At 62.3% G+C, this 20,901-nt stretch carries 20 protein-coding genes; 19 read left to right on the top strand and 1 reads right to left on the bottom strand.

All coding sequences use genetic code 11. The annotated features are described in order from the left end of the window. Positions 1-41: 41 nt before the first annotated feature. Positions 42-755, bottom strand: a complete 714-nt coding sequence (locus GCN74_RS17715; protein WP_152257897.1) for a helix-turn-helix transcriptional regulator — start codon at positions 753-755, stop codon at positions 42-44. Between the two features lie 149 nt (positions 756-904). Between GCN74_RS17715 and GCN74_RS17710 the strand changes: the two genes are divergently transcribed. The 19 genes from GCN74_RS17710 (at position 905) to GCN74_RS17620 (ending at position 20,901) form a co-directional block, all read left to right on the top strand. Continuing rightward, a complete protein-coding gene (locus GCN74_RS17710) occupies positions 905-1,318 on the top strand; it encodes a FeoC-like transcriptional regulator (protein ID WP_152257896.1) in 414 nt (137 codons plus the stop codon). A 24-nt stretch (positions 1,319-1,342) separates the two neighbouring features. After that, complete coding sequence (locus GCN74_RS17705; protein WP_152257895.1) at positions 1,343-1,885, top strand: hypothetical protein; 543 nt, start codon at positions 1,343-1,345, stop codon at positions 1,883-1,885. Between the two features lie 340 nt (positions 1,886-2,225). Beyond that, positions 2,226-3,431 (top strand): phage tail tube protein, encoded by a 1,206-nt coding sequence (locus tag GCN74_RS17700; protein ID WP_152257894.1) that lies wholly within the window; start codon positions 2,226-2,228, stop codon positions 3,429-3,431. Between the two features lie 78 nt (positions 3,432-3,509). Continuing rightward, complete coding sequence (locus GCN74_RS17695) at positions 3,510-3,953, top strand: hypothetical protein (RefSeq protein WP_152257893.1); 444 nt, start codon at positions 3,510-3,512, stop codon at positions 3,951-3,953. 140 nt (positions 3,954-4,093) lie between these two features. Further along, positions 4,094-4,297 carry a hypothetical protein gene (locus GCN74_RS17690; protein WP_070289667.1) on the top strand — a complete coding sequence of 68 codons (204 nt, stop codon included), beginning with the start codon at positions 4,094-4,096 and terminating at the stop codon, positions 4,295-4,297. Positions 4,298-4,385: 88 nt separating this feature from the next. Next, positions 4,386-7,628: a hypothetical protein gene (locus tag GCN74_RS17685; protein WP_152257892.1), complete on the top strand. Its 3,243-nt coding sequence runs from the start codon at positions 4,386-4,388 to the stop codon at positions 7,626-7,628. Further along, positions 7,625-9,094: a hypothetical protein gene (locus GCN74_RS17680; RefSeq protein ID WP_152257891.1), complete on the top strand. Its 1,470-nt coding sequence runs from the start codon at positions 7,625-7,627 to the stop codon at positions 9,092-9,094. The genes GCN74_RS17685 and GCN74_RS17680 overlap by 4 nt, the downstream gene beginning before the upstream one ends. Continuing rightward, a complete protein-coding gene (locus GCN74_RS17675; RefSeq protein ID WP_152257890.1) occupies positions 9,091-10,668 on the top strand; it encodes a hypothetical protein in 1,578 nt (525 codons plus the stop codon). Before GCN74_RS17680 ends, GCN74_RS17675 begins: the two co-directional genes overlap by 4 nt. Further along, on the top strand, positions 10,665-10,949 hold the full coding sequence (locus tag GCN74_RS17670; protein ID WP_152257889.1) for a hypothetical protein: 285 nt from the start codon (positions 10,665-10,667) through the stop codon (positions 10,947-10,949). The genes GCN74_RS17675 and GCN74_RS17670 overlap by 4 nt, the downstream gene beginning before the upstream one ends. A gap of 239 nt (positions 10,950-11,188) precedes the next feature. Next, positions 11,189-11,662 (top strand): hypothetical protein, encoded by a 474-nt coding sequence (locus GCN74_RS17665; RefSeq protein ID WP_152257888.1) that lies wholly within the window; start codon positions 11,189-11,191, stop codon positions 11,660-11,662. Positions 11,663-11,682: 20 nt separating this feature from the next. Beyond that, positions 11,683-12,513 (top strand): hypothetical protein, encoded by an 831-nt coding sequence (locus GCN74_RS17660; RefSeq protein WP_152257887.1) that lies wholly within the window; start codon positions 11,683-11,685, stop codon positions 12,511-12,513. Next, positions 12,513-14,351, top strand: coding sequence for a hypothetical protein (locus tag GCN74_RS17655; protein WP_152257886.1), 1,839 nt, complete (start codon positions 12,513-12,515; stop codon positions 14,349-14,351). Before GCN74_RS17660 ends, GCN74_RS17655 begins: the two co-directional genes overlap by 1 nt. A 183-nt stretch (positions 14,352-14,534) precedes the next feature. Next, positions 14,535-15,389 (top strand): hypothetical protein, encoded by an 855-nt coding sequence (locus GCN74_RS17650; RefSeq protein WP_152257885.1) that lies wholly within the window; start codon positions 14,535-14,537, stop codon positions 15,387-15,389. Beyond that, positions 15,390-17,189 (top strand): hypothetical protein, encoded by a 1,800-nt coding sequence (locus GCN74_RS17645; protein ID WP_152257884.1) that lies wholly within the window; start codon positions 15,390-15,392, stop codon positions 17,187-17,189. It begins immediately after the preceding gene. 68 nt (positions 17,190-17,257) lie between these two features. Continuing rightward, positions 17,258-17,686, top strand: a complete 429-nt coding sequence (locus GCN74_RS17640) for a hypothetical protein (RefSeq protein ID WP_152257883.1) — start codon at positions 17,258-17,260, stop codon at positions 17,684-17,686. 14 nt (positions 17,687-17,700) lie between these two features. Continuing rightward, a complete protein-coding gene (locus GCN74_RS17635) occupies positions 17,701-18,198 on the top strand; it encodes a glycoside hydrolase family 19 protein (RefSeq protein WP_152257882.1) in 498 nt (165 codons plus the stop codon). Beyond that, the gene (locus tag GCN74_RS17630; RefSeq protein WP_152257881.1) at positions 18,195-18,545 is read left to right on the top strand and encodes a hypothetical protein; all 351 of its coding nucleotides are present in this window, start codon (positions 18,195-18,197) and stop codon (positions 18,543-18,545) included. Before GCN74_RS17635 ends, GCN74_RS17630 begins: the two co-directional genes overlap by 4 nt. Continuing rightward, positions 18,542-18,877 (top strand): hypothetical protein, encoded by a 336-nt coding sequence (locus tag GCN74_RS17625; protein ID WP_152257880.1) that lies wholly within the window; start codon positions 18,542-18,544, stop codon positions 18,875-18,877. Before GCN74_RS17630 ends, GCN74_RS17625 begins: the two co-directional genes overlap by 4 nt. 524 nt (positions 18,878-19,401) lie before the next feature. Then, positions 19,402-20,901 carry a nucleobase:cation symporter-2 family protein gene (locus GCN74_RS17620; RefSeq protein WP_193317139.1) on the top strand — a complete coding sequence of 500 codons (1,500 nt, stop codon included), beginning with the start codon at positions 19,402-19,404 and terminating at the stop codon, positions 20,899-20,901.

Raw genomic sequence — 20,901 nt, 5'->3', positions numbered from 1 at the left:
CCAAGTTGAGAGCGAAGTTTATCAATCGATAAATTTCGCTCTCAGATGCGGTCGCTTTCCTTGCGCACGACCCTGCCCACGATCAGGCATTCATTGCCGCGGCACAGCTTGCGGTGGTATTTGCGCTGGTCCGGGTTGTCCGAGGTCAGCCACCACTCGCCGATGTCGCGCGCCATGCGCTTGACCACCGGTTCGCCTTCGTAATTGACGGCAAACACGATGCCGTCGGCCGGCCGGTTGTCGGCCGTATTGATGATCACCACGTCGTCCTCGTACAGGGCCGGCTCCATGCTCTCGCCCTTGACCTTGATCGCCACCAGTTTTTCAGGGCGGTAGCCGTTGCGCTCGACCCAGCTGCGCGGCACGCTGATGGTGCTGCCGTCGTGCGTTTCCGGTTCGATGGCAAAGCCCGTGATGCCGGCCGACAGGCGCAACTTGACCTTGCGGATCGGGTAGAAGCGCTCGTCTTCGCCATCGACCACCTCCACCGGCTGCACCTCGCCCAGCGCGCGCGCGGCCAGCGCCGCCTGGTCGGGCGCCGCGCCCTGGTCGAAGTACATGCTGTCGAGCTGCAGGTCCGCTTCCAGCTTGCGCGCGATCTTTTCGCTGAACGCGCGTCCCTCGCGGTAGGTGGGCGAGAGGATTTGCGAGATGCGCGCCTCGCTCCAGCCGCTGACGTCGGAAATTTTCTTGCGCGTGTTGTCGTAGCGCTCGCCGATCAGGGCCAGCAGGCGGTCGCGTCTGTATTGATACATATCCATCTCCACATTAAACCTGAAATTTACCGTTTGATAAATTACCAAATGCTTGACTTTAACATTAGCGATTGATAAAGTCTACATGTTGCCTGTCGCAAACGCACTACAGCGTCTGCCGGTTGGCGACACCACGGGAGGTCAGGCAGATGTTGAACAGCAGTCAGTTGGTTGAAAGCAGGGCGGCGCCGCGGCAGGGGCGCCAGTTACAGGGACGCAGCAAGAAGTCGCAGCTGCATATCGCCCGCATCGCGCAATACATCCGCGAGCAGGGCCAGGCCAGCGCGGCGCAATTGTCCGCCTTGCTGGGACTCGATGCGGGCACCATGAGCCGCTATCTGCGCCACATGTGCGGCATGGGACAGATCCACCTGGCGCAGCGCCACTGCACCGAGCCGGGGCGCCAGCGACCCGCCCTGTACGCGCTGGGCGAACAGGATGACGACGCCGATGGCTGGGCCGAGCTGCCGCCGCAGGTGCGCCGCACGGCCTGCTGGCCCAGTGGCGCGGCGCGCCGCGATCCGCTGGTGGCGGCCCTGTTCGGGCCGGCGCAGGAAAACTGAGACAAGAATCAACGAGGAGAAATCATGGGATTTGCAGAAAAATTCATCGCATCGCTGTCATCGCAGAATTTGCGCGACGATGCCGTCCACCACGACCTGGATGTCATCGCGGCGGCGGCGCTGGCCGGCGACATGGGCGCCTTGCTGTGCCGCGTCAAGTACGCGGACGGCACCGTCAGCCGCCTGTTCGAAGGCAATGCGGGCAACCTGGCGCAGCTGCTGCGCGCCTGGACGGCAGCCGTCGCGGAAAAAGGCCGTGCGCGGCGCTGGGTCAAGGCGCAGACGGCCTGGGATGCGCAGGCCGCCGCTACCCTGTACCGCCGCGTGGCCGAAGCGTCGCTCGCGCATTGGCTCGACAGCAAATGCAAGGTCTGCCACGGCACGGGCGTGGTCGCCGCCATGCAGGCTGGCGCGCCTGTCGCCTGCAAGGCTTGCCACGGCGCCGGCGAAGCGGCCATCAGCTGCTCTGGCGGCTTCGAGCTCGAACGCATCAAGGACATGGTCAGCGAGCTGGAGTCCATCTTCCAGTCGCACGGCGCCCGTGCCATGCGCCGCCTCGGTCATTAAAAAGATTTTGCAATATGCCTGGCACGGAAAAAAATGCCCCTACAATAGAGTCTCGATCACGCAGCAACAGCAACACCGGCAACATGGCAGTACGGCAGCACCACATGCTTCTCCACTCGTAATAGACGCGCTCACGGCGCGACACCGATAGGAGAAATCAGCGCAGCGAACGGCCTTCACGGTCCTTACGCCCATTTTTCGTCCGGCACGGCCCCGCGCCGTCCGGACGCCAGCCCGCCGCCTCACCGTGCGCGGGCTTTTTATTTTCCTGATTATCGGCAGTTCCCCCCTCAAGACCGCAGACGCGGTCTTTTTTTTCATCCCACGAAAGGTATTACTTATGGCATCGACAGCAAACGGCATCGACAGCTTGATCGTTATCAGCAAACAAAGCGCGGAAGGCAGCAAGGCTGCCGCCGGCGGCGGCCAGATCTATCCCCGCGTCACGGCCACCTTCGACACGGAAGCGGACAAATACGCAAGCGCCGAAATCGACGCCAGCCAGCAGCAGGGCGATACCCGCCTGGGCAATTTCCGCACCACGGGCGCCATCAAGGCCGAAGCGGCATGCGGCACGTATGCACCGCTGATGGCCGCGCTGCTGCGCCGCGACTTCACGGCCGGCGGCGTCGCTGCCGCGCAAACCACCATCGCCGCCGCCGCCACGGGCCTGACCCGCAGCGCCGGTTCCTGGCTGTCGGAAGGCTTCCGCGCCGGCAGCGTGGTGCGCATCACCGGCATGACGGCGCCGGCCGCCGCCAACAATGCGAAGAACTTCTTCGTCACGTCGGTGACGGCCACCAACCTGAATGGCCAGTTCATGGACGGTTCGGCCATGATCGTCAAGGCGGCCGGCGATTCCGTCGGCGTGGCGGCGGTGGGCAAGCGCAGCTTCACCCCGTTGACGGGCCATACCACCGACTGGTTCACGGCCGAAGTGCAGGACCCGAAGATCGGCGTGCACCGCAGCTTCGTCGACCAGCTGGTCAGCAAGATGGACATCGCCGTGCAGCCGAACGGCATCACCAGCCTGGACTTCACCCTGATGGGCAAGGCGGAAGGCCCGACCACGGCCGTGCCGTATTTCCCTACGCCGCTGGCCGCGCCGGGCAACGGCAAGTTCTCGGGCGCCACGGCGATGCTGTCGGTGAACGGCATCCCGTCGCAGATCTGCACCGGCATGTCCGTCTCGCTCGACGGCCAGGTCAAGGTCGATCCCGTGATCGGCTCGAAGTACGCGACGGCTGCCTCGCGCGGCAAGGTGATGGGCTCGGGCCAGTTCACGGTGCTGCTGCAGGACGCCACCTACCTCGACTACTTCAAGTCCGAGACGGAAATCCCGCTGGCCTACGCCATGGCGTCGGGCACGGCGCCGACCGCCGACGTGCTGGCGCTGGCCATGGGCCGCATCAAGATCACCTCGGCCAAGATCGACGACGGCGAGAAAAACAAGATCGTCACCTGCGCCTTCGACGTCCTGCGCTACAAGGGCACGGACGCGCAGCACGAAGCGACCACCTTGAGCATCCAGGACAGCGCGCTGTAAGCGGCTAGCACCTGCACCGGGGCCGCCGTGATGGCGGCCTTTTTTATACTTTTCTACTTCATCCAGAAAGCAGCACACATGAACAACGCACAAAAAATCCAGGCAGGTTTCGACATCGGCAACATCCACGCGGCTGCCACTCCCGTCACCTTCGACGTGCCCGTCATCTTTGACGCGGATGGCGAAGCGGTGGCCGGCCTGACCATCGTCGGCAAGAACAGCGAACAATACCGCCTGGCCAACAACGCCGTGCGCGCCGAGGGCTACAAGAAATCGGCGCGCCGCAAGACCGCCATCGACGCGTCCACCGACGAAGGCGCGGAGCTGCTGGTGCAAGCCATCGACGGCAACCAGAAGCGCCTGGCGTTGGCCGTGGTCACCGGCTGGTATGGCTTCACCAGCAATGGCGCGCCTGTGCCGCTCGATCCGGCACTGCTGGAAGCGGCCTTTGAAAAATACCCGACCTGGCAGGAAAAGGTCACCACGGCGCTGGAAAACGAGGCCAATTTTTTGAAACTCTGACGGCTAGCCTGCTGCGCTACGCCGGGCACCAGTTCGAGCGCGGCGCGCGGGCTGCCGATGGCCATGCGAAGGGCGAGCATATCGATGCGGCCCGGCGCCATCCGCTGTACCGCGCGCCGCCCGAAGAGGCGACGCCGCCCATGCCGTTCGAGCTGGCCCACGTGTGGGAGTGGTTCGCGCAATTGAACCGCAAGCGCCAGAACGGCATGGCCGTCAACCCCATCGCCAGCACGGAAATCCTCGCCTGGCAGGCGCGCCACGGCATCGCCATCGAGCCGTTCGAGCACCAGCTGCTGGACCAGCTCGACGCGTTGTTTTTGTCGCACCAGCATGCGGCGGGCTGACCCGCATTTTCCAACCCGGCCGCCATGCGCGGCTTTTTTTTATGGGCCAACCATGCCAGAGATAACAGAATTAAAACTTGTCATTGATTTGACGAAGGCGACCGACACCGCGCAGGTACTGAAAGCAATCAGCGAGGCCAGCCTGGCTGCGGCCGAAGGCATGAAGGCGGCCAATATGGAGGCGGAATCGTCGGCGCTGTTGCTGCGCGCCCTGGCGGAGCAGGCACGCGATGCCACTGCCGCCTCGAAGGCCTTGGGAGCACTCAATAGCGGCGAGGCGAAATCGCTGGCCGATGCATTCAAGGTGGTCAATGGACTGGGCAATGCCTATACGCGGCTGGCGGCCTTCCGCGCCGCAGGGAGCGCCGCCACAGCCGGCGCAGGCGCCAAATATGGCGCTTTTGCGTTTGATGAACAGCGCCAGGACAAGCTCGATACCGCCGGAAAAGACGCGGCGGATGCCAAGGCAAAGGCGGCACCGGCGGCGCCCGCGCGCAAATATAGCGAGGCGGAGTGGAAGGAAACAGGGGAATTTGCCGATAAGTTGGCGAAAAAACTGGAGAAGGCCTTTGGCAAGGTCGGCGGCACCATCGGCAAAATGACCACAGCCTTGCTGGGCTTCAGGAAGGCGCAAGATGATATCGATTTCACTTTTTCCAAGGAAATGGGCGAGGCGAAGACCGACAAAGACAAGGACAAGGCACAAGACAAAAAACACATGTCGACCGTCAAGCAATACCGCGAAATGGCCACGGCGGCGAAAGGCTTCTTCAAGGAGCACTCGACCGGTTATGAAGTCATGGAAAAGGTGGAGAAGGGTTTTCGTGCCTATGAGTTCGCCATGAATGCCAAGTCGCTGTTTGAAAAGCTGACGAATATCACCCTGGTGACGACGGCGAAAACAGCCGCAACGACGGCTGAGATTACCAGTGCCGCAGCCTCAGTTGGTCCGGTGGCTGCCGCGGAAGCGGCCAAGTCCAGCGCCTTTGGCACGTCGGCCCTTGCCGCTTCGCTGGCAGCCCCATTTCCCGCCAACATAGGCGCATTTGCCATGGTGGCCGGCATGCTGGCGGCAATCGGTGTCGCCGTTTCCGGCAGCGGTGGTGGCGATACCACTGCCAAGGACCGACAAACGGCAACTGGCACGGGCACGGTATTGGGTGACAGCAGCGCAAAGAGCAATTCGATCGAGAATTCGCTGGAAATCATGGAGAAAAACTCCGGACTTGGGCTCGCTTATTCGGCATCGATGGCCTACTCGCTGCGCCAGGTGGCGGCGGGCATAGGTGGCTTGGGCGGACTGTTGATGCGCAATTCCGGCGTGACAGGCGCCATGGCGCCGGATAGCAAGGGCAGTGCGGCGACGTTTGGCTCTTCCGCGCTCGCCGTTGCCATCACGGGCGGCGTCATTGGCCTGACACTCGATAAGCTGACGGGGGGCCTGGTCGGGAAAATCACGGGCGGCGTCCTGGGTTCCATCTTTGGCGGCAAAACGACGACGATCGACACAGGCTTGATATTGAACAAGGCCTCTCTGGATAGCATTCAGACGGGTGGTGTGTCGGCGAGCCAGTATACGGATACCAAGACGTCGGGTGGCTGGTTTTCCAGTGACAAGAAACGTACGGCGTTGAGTGGCCTTGACCGCGAGGCGAACGACCAGTTCGGCAAAGTCATTCTCGGCCTGTCCGATACCGTCAAGGCGGCTGCCGGCATGCTGGGCATGGGCGGTGACGCATTTAACGCACGGCTGAAGTCCTTCGTGGTCGATCTGGGCAAGATATCGCTGAAAGACTTGAAGGGGGACGAAATCCAGAAGGCGCTGGAAGCAGCATTCTCCAAGCTGGGCGACGACATGGCCAAATTTGGCGTGGGAGGACTGGAACAGTACCAGAAAGTCGGCGAGGGTTATCTGGAGACCCTGGCGCGCGTTGCGAATGACTACATACAAGTGGCGGATGTGCTGGCGGTGCTGGGTAAGTCGTTTAATACGACAGGCCTGGGCGCCGTGAAATTGAGTGAGCGTCTGATCGAAGTGACCGGTGGCATCGACAAGCTGACCAGCGGCACGGCGTTCTTTGTGCAGAATTTCCTTACTGAAGCGGAGCGTATGGCGCCGATTAGCAAATCGGTCAATGACGCCATGGGTAAACTGGGCATGGCGGGAGTGACGACCATGGAGGGTTTCAAGGCTGCCGTGCTCGCGGCTGCCGATGGTGTCGCAATGGGCCGGGATGGGGCTGCCGAGCTGTACGCGTCTTTGTTGGCTCTTGCGGAACCATTTAAGACTGCCGCGGACTATGCCTCCGACCTGGCCGGGGCCACGGGCGAGCTGGCCGAAGCAAGCAAGACGGCCAGCGAGATCGCCAGCGAACGGCGGGACCTGCAACAGCAGTTGAATCAGCTGACGCAAAGCGAAGCGCAGCTGCTGGCCGCCCAGCGCGCCAGCATCGCGGAAGGCAACCGGGGCTTGTTCGACCAGATCCAGGCCGTCAAGGCAGTGACCAGCGCGAAGGATGCGCTGGCCAAGGCGTATGAAACGGAATCGGCGGCGGCCAAGTCGGCGCTGGAGAAATCGAAATCGTGGGTGACGACCTTGAACGGACTCAATTCCAGCATGGCGCTGGGCGCCCAGTCGACGCTCACGCCGGAGCAGAAGTATGCGGAGGCGCGGGCCCAGTTCGAGAAAACCCTGGCGGCCGCGAACGCGGGCGACGCGACGGCGCAATCGGGCTTGTCCGCCGCCGAGCAGGCCTTCCTGACGGCGTCGCAGGTGGTCAACGCTTCCGACGCCCGCTATGCGGCCGATTACGCCCGCGTGGTGGAAGCGAACAAGGAAGCCTTGAAATGGGCTGCCGCGCAAGTCGACGTGCAGCAGGCCAGCCTCGATGCGCTCAATGCCCAGGTATCGGGATTGGTCAAGATCAATGACAGCGTGCTGACGGTGGCGCAGGCCATTGCCGGCTTGCGGGCGGCGATGGGCGGTGCGGCAGATCTTGGCGTGCAGTTCAGCAATCCTCCCGCCGTCGCCGCGCTGGCGGCGATGACTTCCCCCGTGACGGCGGCCGTGTTCGACCCCGTGCGCTACTCGTCGTCGGCGAACGTCGGTGCCGACGTCCTGGTGGCGGAAATCCGCGGCCTGCGCGAAGACAACCAGGCCATGCGCGCCGAATTGGAAGGCTTGCGCGCCGACCAGCGGGCGCAGACGGGCGCCACCATCCAGGCCACCGTCGAATCGAACGCCCATGCCGCCAGGACGGTGGTCGATGGCGTGGACAAATCGTCCCGGGCATCCGCCTGGGCCAATGCAGTGAAAGGAGAGTACGCATGACCGATGCGCAATTTCAGCAGTGGCTGCAAAGTCCGTCGGCCATCCGCATGGTGCTGATCGAAGCACAGGTGAATGTGGCCGGCAGCGAGGTGACGCGGTATATCGCCTCGCGGCCATACATTACCGGTCCGGCTGAAGTGCCGGCAAATACCGCCTACCAGCCGCTGGCCAAGGGCGGCCTGGCCTTCACCGAGCAGGTCAGCCTGTCCGGCGAGGCGGGGCTGTCGGGCGGCGATATCGAACTCGATAACGCCGATGGCGCGCTCGATGGCTGGCTGGGCGACGTGTGGATGAACCGGCCCATCAAGGCCTGGGCCGGCGATCCTTCCTGGCCGCGTGCCGACTTCCAGCTGGTCTTCGACGGCATCATCGCCGACGTGGCCAGCCCGGGGCGCGAGTCGGTCAACCTGGTGCTGCGCGATAAGCTGCAGCGCCTGAATACGCCGATCTCCGAGGCGAAGCTGGGGGGCGCGACGCCCAACAAGGACGCCATCCTGCCGATACCGTTTGGCGAGTGCCACAACGTCACGCCATTGCTGACCAACCCGGCCACCCTGGAGTACGGTTTTCTCGGCGCCGTGGAGTCGACCTTCGAGGTGCGCACCAACGGCAAGCCGATTGCCGTGGCGCTCAATGACCAGGCGGGGCGCTTCAACCTGACCACCGATCCGTTTTCCACGACGATCACGGCCAGCGTGCAGGGCGACAAGGGCGGCGGCTATGCGCCGCGCATCGCCCCGCTGGTGCAGCGCATCGCCACTGCCTACGGCAAGGCGGCCGACCGTTTTACCCCGGCCGACCTGGACCTGGTCAACCTGGCTGCCTTCGATGCGGCCCACCCGCAGCCCGTGGGCCTGTATGTTGCGGACCGCACGAACCAGGCGCAGGCCATCCAGCAACTGGCGGCCAGCGTGGGCGCCCAGGCGGTCATGTCGCGCACCGGCCAGTTGCGCCTGGTGCAGATCGCGCTGCCGGCCGCCGGCGTGCTGCTGGAAATCGGTCCGGAACAGATGCGCGAGCGCTCCTTGCGTCCCGCGCAGCGTCTGCCCGTGACGGCCGCCGTGAAGATCGGCTTCGACCGCAACTGGACGCTGCAGGCGGCCCTGACGACGAGCATTCCGCCCGCGCATGCCGACCTGTATGCGACGGAATGGCTGACGGAGACCGTGGTGGACGAGGCGGTGCGCGCGCGTTATCGCCTGAGCGACGACCCGGTGCAGATCGATACCTGCCTGAAGACGCGGGCCGACGCCCGCGCGGAAGCGCAGCGGCGCCTGGCCCTGAACAAGGTACCGCGCACCATTTATGAATTCGATGGAGAACCCGAGATGATGATGCTGGAACTGGGACAGCCCGTGCGGCTGCGCGCCGAACGCTTCGGCTTGCAGGATGGCGTGCCGGGCGTGGTGGTGCTGCTGTCGCGCTTCTGGCTGACGGGCAGAGTGACGGTGGGGGTGCTGGCATGAGCGCGATTGTGGGAGAGCGCGATACGCTGCTGCAGGCGACTGCGGAGCGCTTCAGCACGACGGCCGATGGCAAGGCGATCCTGATGGCCGCCAGCACACCCGTGTTTCGCGTCAATAGCGCGGGCGAGGGTGCGCCCGCATCGATCGCCATTACCGCCAAGCCCGTGAACGTGACGGGCGATATCGTGTTTTCGGTATCGTCCGGCACGGCGTTGCGGGTCAACGGCAACGTGGCCACGGTTGATTTTTCCAGTATGACTACCGATACGGCCCTGGTGCAGGCCCGTATCCGGGAGTTTGGCGTCGACTATGTAGCTAATTACATGATCAGCAAGGTTTTCGATGGCGCTGCCGGTGAGACGGGCCTGTCCGGTTTGAACACGGGCCAGGCCTTCGCCTACAAGCGTGCCGCTGCGCCGCCCGGTGATACCCCGGGCGGCGTGATCTTTAACTTTGCTATCGCCGCGATCACGACGCCGGCCGGCAACGACCTGGCCAATGGCTGGTCGAAAAATATTCCGCCCGGCACGGCGCCGTTGTACGTGCGCGTGGCCACCGCCAGTTCGCGCAATGCCACGGACAGTATCGCCGCCAATGAGTGGGCGGGGGCGGTGCAACTTGACAAGGATGGCGTCGATGGTTTGAACGTGATTTCCGTGCCCATCTACCAGCGCGGCGCGACCAATATTGCGCCGCCGCTGCCCACGGCCGTCTGTACGTTTACGTTTGCCACGGGCAAATTGGCAGGACTGAACAATGGGTGGTCGACCCAGGTCCCGTCGGCGGGCGGCGCCTATCTGTTCATGTCCGGCGCCACGGCCGTTTCAAGCGCGGCGACCGACGACATCGCCCCAGGCGAATGGGCCGCCGCTGCGCGCCTGGCCGCCGATGGCGCCCCCGGCCAGCGCGGCACGGTGACGGTGACGGCACCTGGCTACTCGGCCTGGTCGGATGCGTCGGCCGTATACGAACTGGGATGCGCAGGCTATGGCGCGCCTATGAATCGCGACGTGGTGACCTTGTATGACGCGACGCATGTCGTAACGAGGTATTTTGATAATGGCACCTGGCTGGATCTGGGAACGGTGTTGAATGGCAACTTGCTGATCGATGGATCGATCGCTGGCAAAGCGCTTGCCGTTGACAATCTGGGTGCCCTCAAAGCCAAGCTTGGTACTGTGGTGGCCGGCGATATTTCCTCCTCGACCATCCATGGCGGCTCAGGTTATCCGACTGCCAGTTATACCTGGCCCAATGGCGTGGGCAATGGGCAGGGCTTTCACCTGAGTGCGCAGGGTTTGCGCTTTGGTGACTACAACAACGGAGCAGGAAAACAGTATTTCGAAATCTCGTCGGACGGACGTATCTTTGCCCCGGGATTCACTATCGCAGCCGGGAACGCCACCTTTAGCGGAGTGCTGTCGGCTGTCACGGGGTCGTTCGCGCTGATCCGCAGCCCTGCGCGTGCTGCAAATGGCACTGGCGCCGGCTATGACATGACCAGTAGCGGACTGTATTTTTACGACGGCGTTAATTCGCTGCCCTATATTGAGTTGGGAGAATACATCAAATGAGTACCGGTCTGAAAATCCGCCGCGACGGTTCGGTGGTCTTCGATTCGCGCATTGCTGCCGGGGGAGTTTGTCTCGACATCATTGAAATATCGGGTGCCGAGATTGTGCGTTCCTATCCCCTTATGCCCAGAGGCCGTACGCCGATGGTGGTCTACAGCGATGGTGCGACGCACAGTAACTGGAGCTACGACGAACGATCGGGCGTTCCGCGTTTCAGTTTTCCGGCAACGGGGACGGGATCTTCTCAAAACCGCACATTTGCCGGAGTCTATCTCAAATGAATACTGGACTCAGGATTAGCAATGCAATGCAGGAATTGGTAGTGCACAGCGAATCACGTGGCACGGAGTGTATTGGCAAGGCAACGTTATCGCACGTGGAACAGCCATCGACTTCCGGAGGCGTTCGCACCGCCGGTTATTCCAGGTATACCTTCACATCCGCCAGGCCTGTTTTATGGGCTGTCGATCTACCCTTGGGCCGGCGGGTAGGTATTGTCGGTACCGGTTATAGAAATGGCGTGTACACCATCGGCGCCTATTGCGGCGGCAACCCCGATTATGCGGGATTCGATCAGCAGTACGCGGTTGATATATGGGCATTTTCAACGATTTCCGCAGCCAGTTCACGGGGCAGTTCAGGATTTGGTTTGCTATTGAGAAATAGCAATGGCGCCATTGCCCATGACTTTGCCGCACCCAATATCACGTTTCCTGTCGCTGCGGGCAATGTGTCTTCCGCTGCGCACTTGCCCGCCACTGGCCGTCCAGTTGCCATCGGTAACAGTCCTTACTACGACGTTGACTATATCGACCGGGAACCCGGTTATATAAAGGTGGACAGCCGGCAATTTCTGCTGCGTGAAAATGATCGCGTCGCATATTCGACAGGTCTGATGTTCATGTCGGGCCTCATGAGCGGGAATCCGCCGGAAGGGTCGACGGTCAGCGATCCTTCGCCTTTCTTCGTAATCGACGGGCAGTTTCTGCCATAAAGTTCATTACTGGAATCTATATGAAAAATCTTTGTATTATTTATGACAACGCGGCCGACCGCGCGGTGTTGGCGGCATCGAGCCAGGCCGGCACGCTGGGCCCGGCTAACCTGCAACGTGAAAGCAAGTCCTCAGTGCTTCGTGCGGTTGGCACCCAGTTAAGCATTACGGCGACGTGGCCGGCACCGGAAATTGTCGGTGGCGTGGCGCTGCCGTTTTGCAACTTGACTCCAGCGGCGACCATTCGCGTGCGCGGCTATATCGAGCCTGGCGATGCTTGGCCAACGTTCGATTCCGGCGTCATGGAGGCGTGCGAGTATGCGCGGCTGGGCATGTGGGATTGGGGCGCGCTGCCGCTGGGCGTGAACGCCTACAGCTACGGCGGCGGTACCTACGCCCGTTGCTGGTTCCAGATGCGCAGCGTCAGGAAACTGGTGATCGACCTGGCCGATCCTGACAATCCGGCGGGCTATATCGAAGCCGCGCGCCTGGTGGCAGGCGCTTACTGGAGTCCTGAGCGGAACGCCTCGTATGGGTCTGGCATTACGCCGGTCGACACCAGCAGCCAGTACCGCAACGGCGCTGGCAGCCAGAAGGTCGAACGGGGCGCGAGGTACCGCAAGCTGTCGCTGACGCTCGATCACATGACGCCGCTGGACCGTGCCGAGTTGTGGCGCATCGTGCGCGGCAACGGTCTTTCGCTGCCGCTCTTCGTCAGCCTGTATCCGGATAACGACGACGTCGAACTGGAGCAGACGCACCAGGTGTATGGACGCCTGGCCAACCTGGCCGCCATCACCACGCCATCTTTCCAGGCTTACGCCACCAACATTGAAATCGAGGAACTGTAATGGGTGATTTTTTCTACTATGGACAAAAGGATACGATCCAGCGCTTGAACGAGCTGGCCGGGCGCGGTGCCGTGGTGGCGTCGTATGCGCCGAAGGTGGGCATGTCGCCGGTGGGCGGGCCGAATGGATTCATGAATCCGGCGTGGCTTGATCCGAACATCCCAATTGCAACAAATTCTCCTGTGGCGGTGGGTGTTACCAATAAATATGGATACAGCTACATTGGACAAAACCCCCCGACAGACCTCTGGTATCGGATTGCCGCATTTGCCATGGATAGCAGCTCCAATGCACAGCATCTGCGCATTGACGGGGTATTGAATGATAGCTGGGCAGCAGACGCCAGTTCCCCCTTCGTCCTCATGCTGGGTGTTCGGGGTGGCTTTTACTACGATTCGACGTTTAATGGCACCATTTCGATAAACGCGCGGATACAGGTTTTTCAGCAAGTGAACGGAACTTTCGAGGTGTACTTGAATTTCCGAGCCGGGACGTTTGGTTCGGCGTCATTTAGTCTGCAGGGCTTTACCGCTACAACATACGCACAGCCAGTATCAGTGACAGCGACGCCCGCTGGAACAATGGTGTATGACTCGGGAAATACTGCGGCCTATCCGCCAAGATACAGGGGGGTTGCACCTGCGGAGACGAATGCATCTACTGCAGCCACTATGTTCAGGTCTACCGTATTTGTTGGAAACGGTGGCCCCAGCACATCATTTCTTAACTCGGGCAGCGAAGAAAATACAATGGCCGGTGGCGCATATCGGAATATGCTGACACTGGGTATAGGCGGTATAGCTGGCCTTGCGTATCCGGGAACATTTCATTGGGATGTTTCTGCCGGTAACAACGTACCATACTATCAGGGCTATCGTATGCGCCTCAAGGCCTTCGATGCTGGTTCTGGAAATCACTCGGGAACATTGCTTTCCGTCTCAGGAGATGGGCAAATCTACATGCCGCGACTTCGGGCGGGTACTCCGACTGAAGTAGCCACGACATATTCCCATACCATAGCGCAGGATGGGGTGCAGGGCGCAGATATTTTGGTTGTGTCTAGTTCGGCTGGGTTCCGAAGGTGCGATGGGGACTGGGGTAACACAGCAAACGCAGCAATGATCGTAATGGCTAATACTGTCACTGGACGCAGTAGTAATAACAAAGGCACGGTCAATACGATGGGTAATGACTATGCTGAATATATTTTCAAAAGCTCGATGTGCGGCATCGTAGCGCCAGGCCAGATTGTCGGTATCACTGCGGGAAATAAGGTCACCGATCTGTGGGCCGATGCCGTCATGTTCTCGATCAAATCGACCGCTCCCTCGTTTGTCGGCGGTGATTCCTGGGCGAATGACGTAGGGCAGCGCCCAGCGCCCCAGGCAGGGCCTGTGCCGATTCCACCCCTCCGCCGTGAAGACAAGGTCGCGCAGCAGGCAGTACCTGGCACCAACCCGCCGGAATACGAGGACGTGGTAACCGAACCGGGCGACAGCGATGAGGTCTGGGCCCAAAAGCAGGTGACCTTTGCGGCGGCATTGGCTTCCTACAACACTGCTGTGCAGCAGGACACTGAAGCCATGGCCGCCTTCGACGCCGCACTGGAAGCGGCGCGCCAGAAGGTCGACCGCATCGCCATCGCCGGCCGCGTGCCGGTCAACGTGCTGGGCGCGCTGCCTGGCGACTACATCGTGCCGGTGCAGGACGGCGCCGGCATCAAGGGCATCGCCGTGCATGAGGACGATCTCAGCATGAAGCAGTACCTGCAGGCGGTCGGGCGCGTCATTTCGATCGAGCCGGACGGCCGGGCCTACGTGATGGTCAAGGCCGTGTAGCAAATCAGTCGCTCACCCCACACCCGCTTCGGCGGGTTTTTTTATTTCGTCCACCAGTATCGGGATAGCCGAGGTGATGCTGTCGAAGCGGCGCCGGGAATATGCCGCCCCCGGGCATATCGGCGTTGCCACCGGGTTTATTTCACCAACCATTTATCTCACTCTGGAAGGGGTACTGCTGCCATGAGCAATCTTCGCATCATCCACGACAACGCCGCTGACCGCGCGGTGCTGACGGCATCAAGCCAAACCGGCGAACTGGGTCCGGCCAACCTGCAGCGCGACAGCAAGAATGCCGTGCTACGCGCCAGCGGCACGGCACAGACCATCACCGCCACCTGGCCGACACAGGAGTCCATCGCCTGCGTGGCGCTGATCTCTACCAATATGACCAGCAGCGCGCGCATGCGCGTGCGCGGCTATGCCCAGCCGGGCGACGCCGTGCCGGTGTTCGACACTGGCAGCATCTTCCCGTGCCCGGCTGCTGTGCATGGTTCCTATCCCTGGGGGGGGCTGCCGCTCGGCTGGAACGCCTATCAATGGGGGGGCGTGAATACCTGGGCACGCGGCGGCGGCTCGGACGGCGTGACATGGTTCGCCCCTGCGCGCGTGCGCCAGATAGTGATCGATGTGTCTGCGCCACAAAGCCCGGAAGGCTACCTGGAAATTTCGCGTCTGGTGGTGGGCAACTACTGGTCACCGCAATGTAACGCCGAGTATGGCGCCCAGTTGCAGACGCTCGATAGCAGTGAAAATTACCGCACGGGTGCTGGTGCCTTGAAAACCGCACTGGGCGCGACCAGCGACAAGCTGAGCATCAATCTGACGCACCTGACGCCCATGGACCGTGCCCGCTTCATGCGCATCCTGCGCGAGAGCGGCAAGGGCAAGGCGATGCTGTTCAGCCTGTTTCCGGAAAATCCGGATCCGCTGCTGGAGCAGGACTACATGCTGTATGGCAAAGCCAGCAATAGCGACGCGGTAACGACGCCGTACTTTGACACTTATTCTGCACCACTACAAATTGAAGGAATTTAAATGGCCGATAAATTTTATGACGGCATGCCTAACGTCAACGAGAAACTGAATGAAATGGATCGGGCGTTTGCGGCGGGACCGTACAATGCGCTGCCTTTAACTGGCGGCACCATGTCAGGACCGATCACGACGCCGAGCTTCATTACCATGGCGGTGCGTGGCCCTGGCCAGCAGCAAAATGTTGGATTAAGCAATGGCTGGTGGCGTGTTGCGAAGTTTAATGTGGCTGCATCGGGTGGCGAAGCTACTATCCGGATTTCCGGCGCGACCTCGTATTCATCCTATGAAGGTTTTTCCAATGGTATCGAAACGGTGATTTTGCTGCGTTGTGATAACGACGGCAAGATTCGCGGCTCTTGGTACAGCACCGGCGATGGCAAGCATGCCGATATTCAGGGAGTAAAGATAGGCAGCGATGGCGTCATCTATGTTGGCGCGGTGCAGTTTTCCACGCTGTCCTGCTACATCGATTCAAACATGTGGTTTCAGCAAAAGCTCGAGTTCCTGGGTGGCGAGCCGCCCAAGGATTCGTGGGATGCCATCGCTGTGTATGCGGTGAGTGTTGGCGGCGCACCAGCCATGACGGTGCGACCGGGAGCCGTCGAGTTGCACACCAATTCAACGTTAAATGGTCCTAAAACCATTCATGCAGGTACGCGCGGCGCACAGCAAAGCAGCTTGTCGATACCGAATGGCGGCAATCCATTGTTGGCAAACACATATTACGAAGTGGGCGCGTTTGGTGTCGGTGGCATACCTGGTGCTGCGTTTCCCGGCCGCTTCCTCTGGTCCACCTCGGCAGGAGCCGATAGCCTTTACTATCAAGGCTACAAGATGAGTTTGCAGGCCTATGACGAAAGCAGCGGGACTTTCTCCGCACCTTTGCTGGGCGTTACTGGCACGGGCCAGCTGGCGTGGCCGGGCAATATGCGCTGCGGTCCTGCCTCCACAAGCGGGGGGGCGCGCGATCTCCATACTATTTACAAGGACACGACACCGGCGGGAGAGATACTGTACGTGGGCCGTACTGGCGAACCGGCGACGGCGACCCTGGCGGTACTGGCTGGCGCCGGTACGGCATCGTGGGCAGGGAGCATCGCCGTGCTGTATGTGGGCGTCCAGGCCACCGGCCGCAGCATCAATGCCGCCGGCACGATCAATGCCAGTGGCGCCGATTATGCCGAATACCTGTTCAAGAGCCCTGCATGCGGCATCGTCGCGGCAGGGCAAGTGATCGGCATCGGCGCAGATGGCAAGCTTACCGATCGTTGGGCCGACGCTATCTCGTTTGCCGTGAAATCCACGGATCCTTGCATGGTGGGCGGCGATAAATGGTCGCAACAACTTGGCCAGCGTCCGGCATCCGTGACGCGTACTGTAGATCGCGTTGAATCGCAGTTGGTCAGCGAGGCGCAACCAGCTGTCGAGGCCGTCTACGATGGCCTCACCCTGCTCACGCCGGCGATTCCCGCCAAGGCCGCCGTGTATCGGGAAGTGCCGCTGGCGGGCGATACCGATGAAGAGTGGGCAGCGCGGCAGGCTCCCGGACTTGCCTTCGACGCGGCGCTCGAAGCGCTGCGCCAGACGGTGGACCGCGTCGCTTTCGCCGGCCAGGTGCCATGCAACATCCAGGGGGCGGTTCCAGGCCAGTTCATCGTGCCGGTACAGCATGGTGAAGGCATTGCAGGCACTGCTATCAATGAGGAGGACTTGACACTCCAGCAATACATGCGCGCCATCGGCAAGGTCATCGCCATCGAAGACGATGGGCGCGCCCGTGTCATCGTGAAGGTGGCATAAAGATTGTGCTTGCTAGATTTCAACCCGCTTCGGCGGGTTTTTTCATTTCCACCGTCTGAAAGGTAACCATGGCCCTCGAAACCACCGCCGCCGGCGGCGCATTGATCAAACTGTTTGGCGTGCCCGTGCTGGCCGGCGCCGCCGCCACGTCGCTGGGCTTCATGTTCATGTGGCCCCGATCCACGAAGGAGGCATTCATCCGTTTTTGTTCCAGCATCATCATTTCCACCTTTCTCGGTCCCGTGCTGGTGGCCGCCGTGCTGTCGTGGTGGCCCAGCCTGTTCGACAGCGCGAAGACGGTGGCGGGCCTGTATGGCGGCGACCCGGCCACGGGTTTCCTCTTCATTGCCGCGCCGCTGATGGTGGCGGCCGGCTTGCCCGCCTGGTGGGTGCTGGGCGCCTGCGTGCGCTGGTTTGACAAGCGGCGCGGCAAGGACATCGGCGAGCTGGCGGCCGATGCGGCCGCTGCCGTCAAGGACGTGCGGGGCATGCTGTGACAGGCGCGCAATTGATGCAGATCATGCCGCTGGCCGGCCGCCGCGCTACGCTGTTCCTGGCGCCCCTGAATGCGGCGATGGCGGAATTCGGCATCGATACGCCGCTGCGCCAGGCGGCATTCCTGGCGCAGGTGGGCCACGAATCGGGGCAGCTGCGCTATGTGCGCGAGCTGGCCAGCGGCGCCGCTTATGAAGGACGTGCCGACCTGGGCAACGTGGTCGCCGGCGATGGCGTGCGCTTCAAGGGACGCGGCTTGCTGCAGGTGACGGGGCGTGCCAATTATGCGGCGTGCGGCGTGGCGCTGGGCCTGGACCTGCTGGCGGCGCCGCAGTTGCTGGAACAGGCGGCTGCCGCTTGCCGCTCGGCAGGCTGGTTCTGGCAATCGCGCGGCTTGAACCGCCTGGCCGATGCGGGCGACCAGGAGCGTGTGACGCGCCGCATCAACGGTGGCGTAAACGGCCTGGCCGAACGTCTGGCCTTGTATGTCGTCGCGCGCAAGGTGCTGGCATGAAGCCGTCGTTGACCATAGTGGCCATGCTGCTGTTGCTGGGCGCGGCCGTGTATTGCGCCCAGCGCTGGGGACGCGAAGCGGGCCGGGCCGCGTGCGCGGCCCAGGTGCTGCAGGTGCAAGGCGTGTTGCGGCGCCAGAACCAGGCGCTGAATGTTTTGCGGGAGGAGGGCGTGCGACGGTCGGCGCGGGCAAGGCAGGCGTTGGCCACGGCGCAGGCCGGACAGGCAGACGCACAGGCGGCAGCGGCGCGCATCCTGGCATTGCAGCCCGAAGGCGATGCCTGCCGCGCTGCCGAGGCGCTGATCGCCCGCGAAACGGCTGAGAGAATCGCTGGCGGGACGCCATGAACGCGGCAATGACGAGTGCGGCACCGCTGCTGCGGGCCACGCTGTGGGCCTGGAACTATTGGCGTGCTTGCTCGCCGGCCTGTTTATGGGTTTGCCTGCTGGTTTGCCTGCTGGGCGGCTGCGCGGCAGGCCGGCCGGCGCAGGATGCGGCAGCGGAAACGCTGCCCATTGCCGTGCCCTGCAAGGTTGCCCGTCCGTCGGCGCCCGTCTTGCCAGCCGTGCCGCAGCACGGTATTTTTGCACAGGCGCAAGCCTTGCTGGCGCGCGAGCAGTTGCGCGCGGCCTATGTGCGGCAACTGGAAGCGCTCGTTGATGGCTGCGCCGGAAGCTAGCACAGGCTTGTATTCAGCGATGTCGATGCCTGCGCTGCGGCTTGTTTACGTACGCCGCGCGCGATTCCCTTGGCCGCGCGCCTGCCATCGCGCTTGGCTTGCGCTTGACTTGGTCTCGGCCTGGCATCGGCCTGGTATTGCACCGGCTATCGCTACCTCGCGCCAGGCTCGGATGCGGCTTCCGTTTCCGCTGTCGCTGCCGCCTCCGTTGCCGCCGTCTGCTGCCGCCTTCTGGTGCAGCTGCATGGTGCAGCGCGTCGTTGCGCGCTAGAAAACAGTGCACCGCAGCGCGTTCAGTGCCCGATTTTCATGGCCGCAGTGATATTTCGGCACAATTTCTGTATACAATCATCGCTGGCACGAAGCGTGCATAGCTTGCTGGAGTCGTCCCATCCAAGGAGCTTCGCATGCATCATCGGCCGCTGGTGTGTTCCTGTCGTCCCGTTTCTTGTCCCGTTTCTCTCTTGCTTTTCCCTTTGATCTGCGCCCATCCGGGCTGCGGTAACCCAGGAAATGGAGCGTAAATGGCCTCTCTCCGCTTGAAATCCATCCACCGCGGCGCTCCCGGCACGGTACCCGCTGCCCCGTCCCCTGTCGATGAAGTGCTGCCTGCCGGCAAGTTGTTCACCCTGGGCTTGCAGCACGTGCTCGTCATGTATGCGGGCGCCATCGCCGTGCCGCTGATCGTCGGCCGTGCGCTCAAGCTGCCGCCCGGGCAGGTGGCGGCGCTGATCAGCGCCGACCTGTTCTGTTGCGGCCTGGTGACCCTGATCCAGTCCCTGGGGATTGGCAAGTACTTCGGCATCCGCCTGCCCGTGATGATGGGCGTCACCTTTGCCGCCGTCAGTCCCATGCTGGCCATGGCGAATAACCCGACCCTGGGCATCACGGGCATCTTTGGCGCCGTGATCGGCGCCGGCGTCGTGTCCATGCTGATCGCTCCCTTCATCAGCCGCCTGCTGGCCCTGTTTCCGCCCGTGGTTACCGGCAGCATCATCGCCGTGATCGGGGTGTCGCTGATGCGCGTGGGCGTGAACTGGGCCATGGGCGGGCCGCCTGCGATGGCGCAAATTGCCGATCCCGCCTTCCTCAAGATGGCCGCAGCGGCCACGGCGGCCGGCTTGCCCGCGCCAGCCGGCCCCGTGCCCCTGATTGCCAACCCCGGCTATGGCGCGCTGGATAATATGGGCATCGCCTTCTTCGTGCTGGCCATTATCTTGCTCGTCGCCAAGTATGGCCGGGGTTTCCTGTCGAATATTGCGGTACTGGTCGGTATCATCGCCGGCACGGCCCTGTCGTTTGCGCTGGGCAAGGCTGATTTCGCCAAGGTGGCCAGCGCCAAGGCCTTTGCCATCGTCACGCCGTTCCAGTTCGGCATGCCCACCTTCGACGCGGTCGCCATCGTGACCATGAGCCTGGTGATGATCGTCGTCATGATCGAGTCGCTGGGCATGTTTTTGGCGCTGGGCGAGATGACGGACAAGCGCATCACGCAGGCCGACATCAGCCGTGGCTTGCGCGTCGATGGCCTGGGCACCTTGATCGGCGGCATTTTCAATACTTTCCCCTATACCTCGTTTTCGCAGAACGTGGGCCTGGTGGGCGTGACGGGCGTGCGCAGCCGCTGGGTTTGCGTGGCGGCCGGTATCCTCCTGCTGGTCATGGGCGTGATCCCGAAAATTGCGCAGACGGCCGAGGCAGTACCTGCGTTCGTGCTGGGCGGGGCAGGGCTGGTGATGTTCGGCATGGTGGCCGCCACCGGCATCCGTATCCTGGCCGGTGTCGACTACAAGAATAACCGCAACAACCTGTTCATCGTGGCCTTGTCCATCGGCTTCGGCATGCTGCCGCTGGTGGCCGAGCAATACGCGCAGCATATGCCCAAGGCCTTGTCGCCCCTGCTGCATAGCGGCATCCTGCTGGCCGCCATCGTCGCCGTGCTGCTCAATCTGTTTTTCAACGGGCTGGCCTCAAGGGCGGAAGCGAGCCAGCAGGCGCGCGAGAACAGTCACGGCAGCGATTGA

Source organism: Janthinobacterium sp. FT14W (assembly GCF_009208755.1).
GTDB classification, from domain to species: domain Bacteria; phylum Pseudomonadota; class Gammaproteobacteria; order Burkholderiales; family Burkholderiaceae_D; genus Janthinobacterium; species Janthinobacterium violaceinigrum.
The sequence above is the reverse complement of the archived record's forward strand: the minus strand, read 5'-3'. Positions and strand labels throughout refer to the sequence as shown.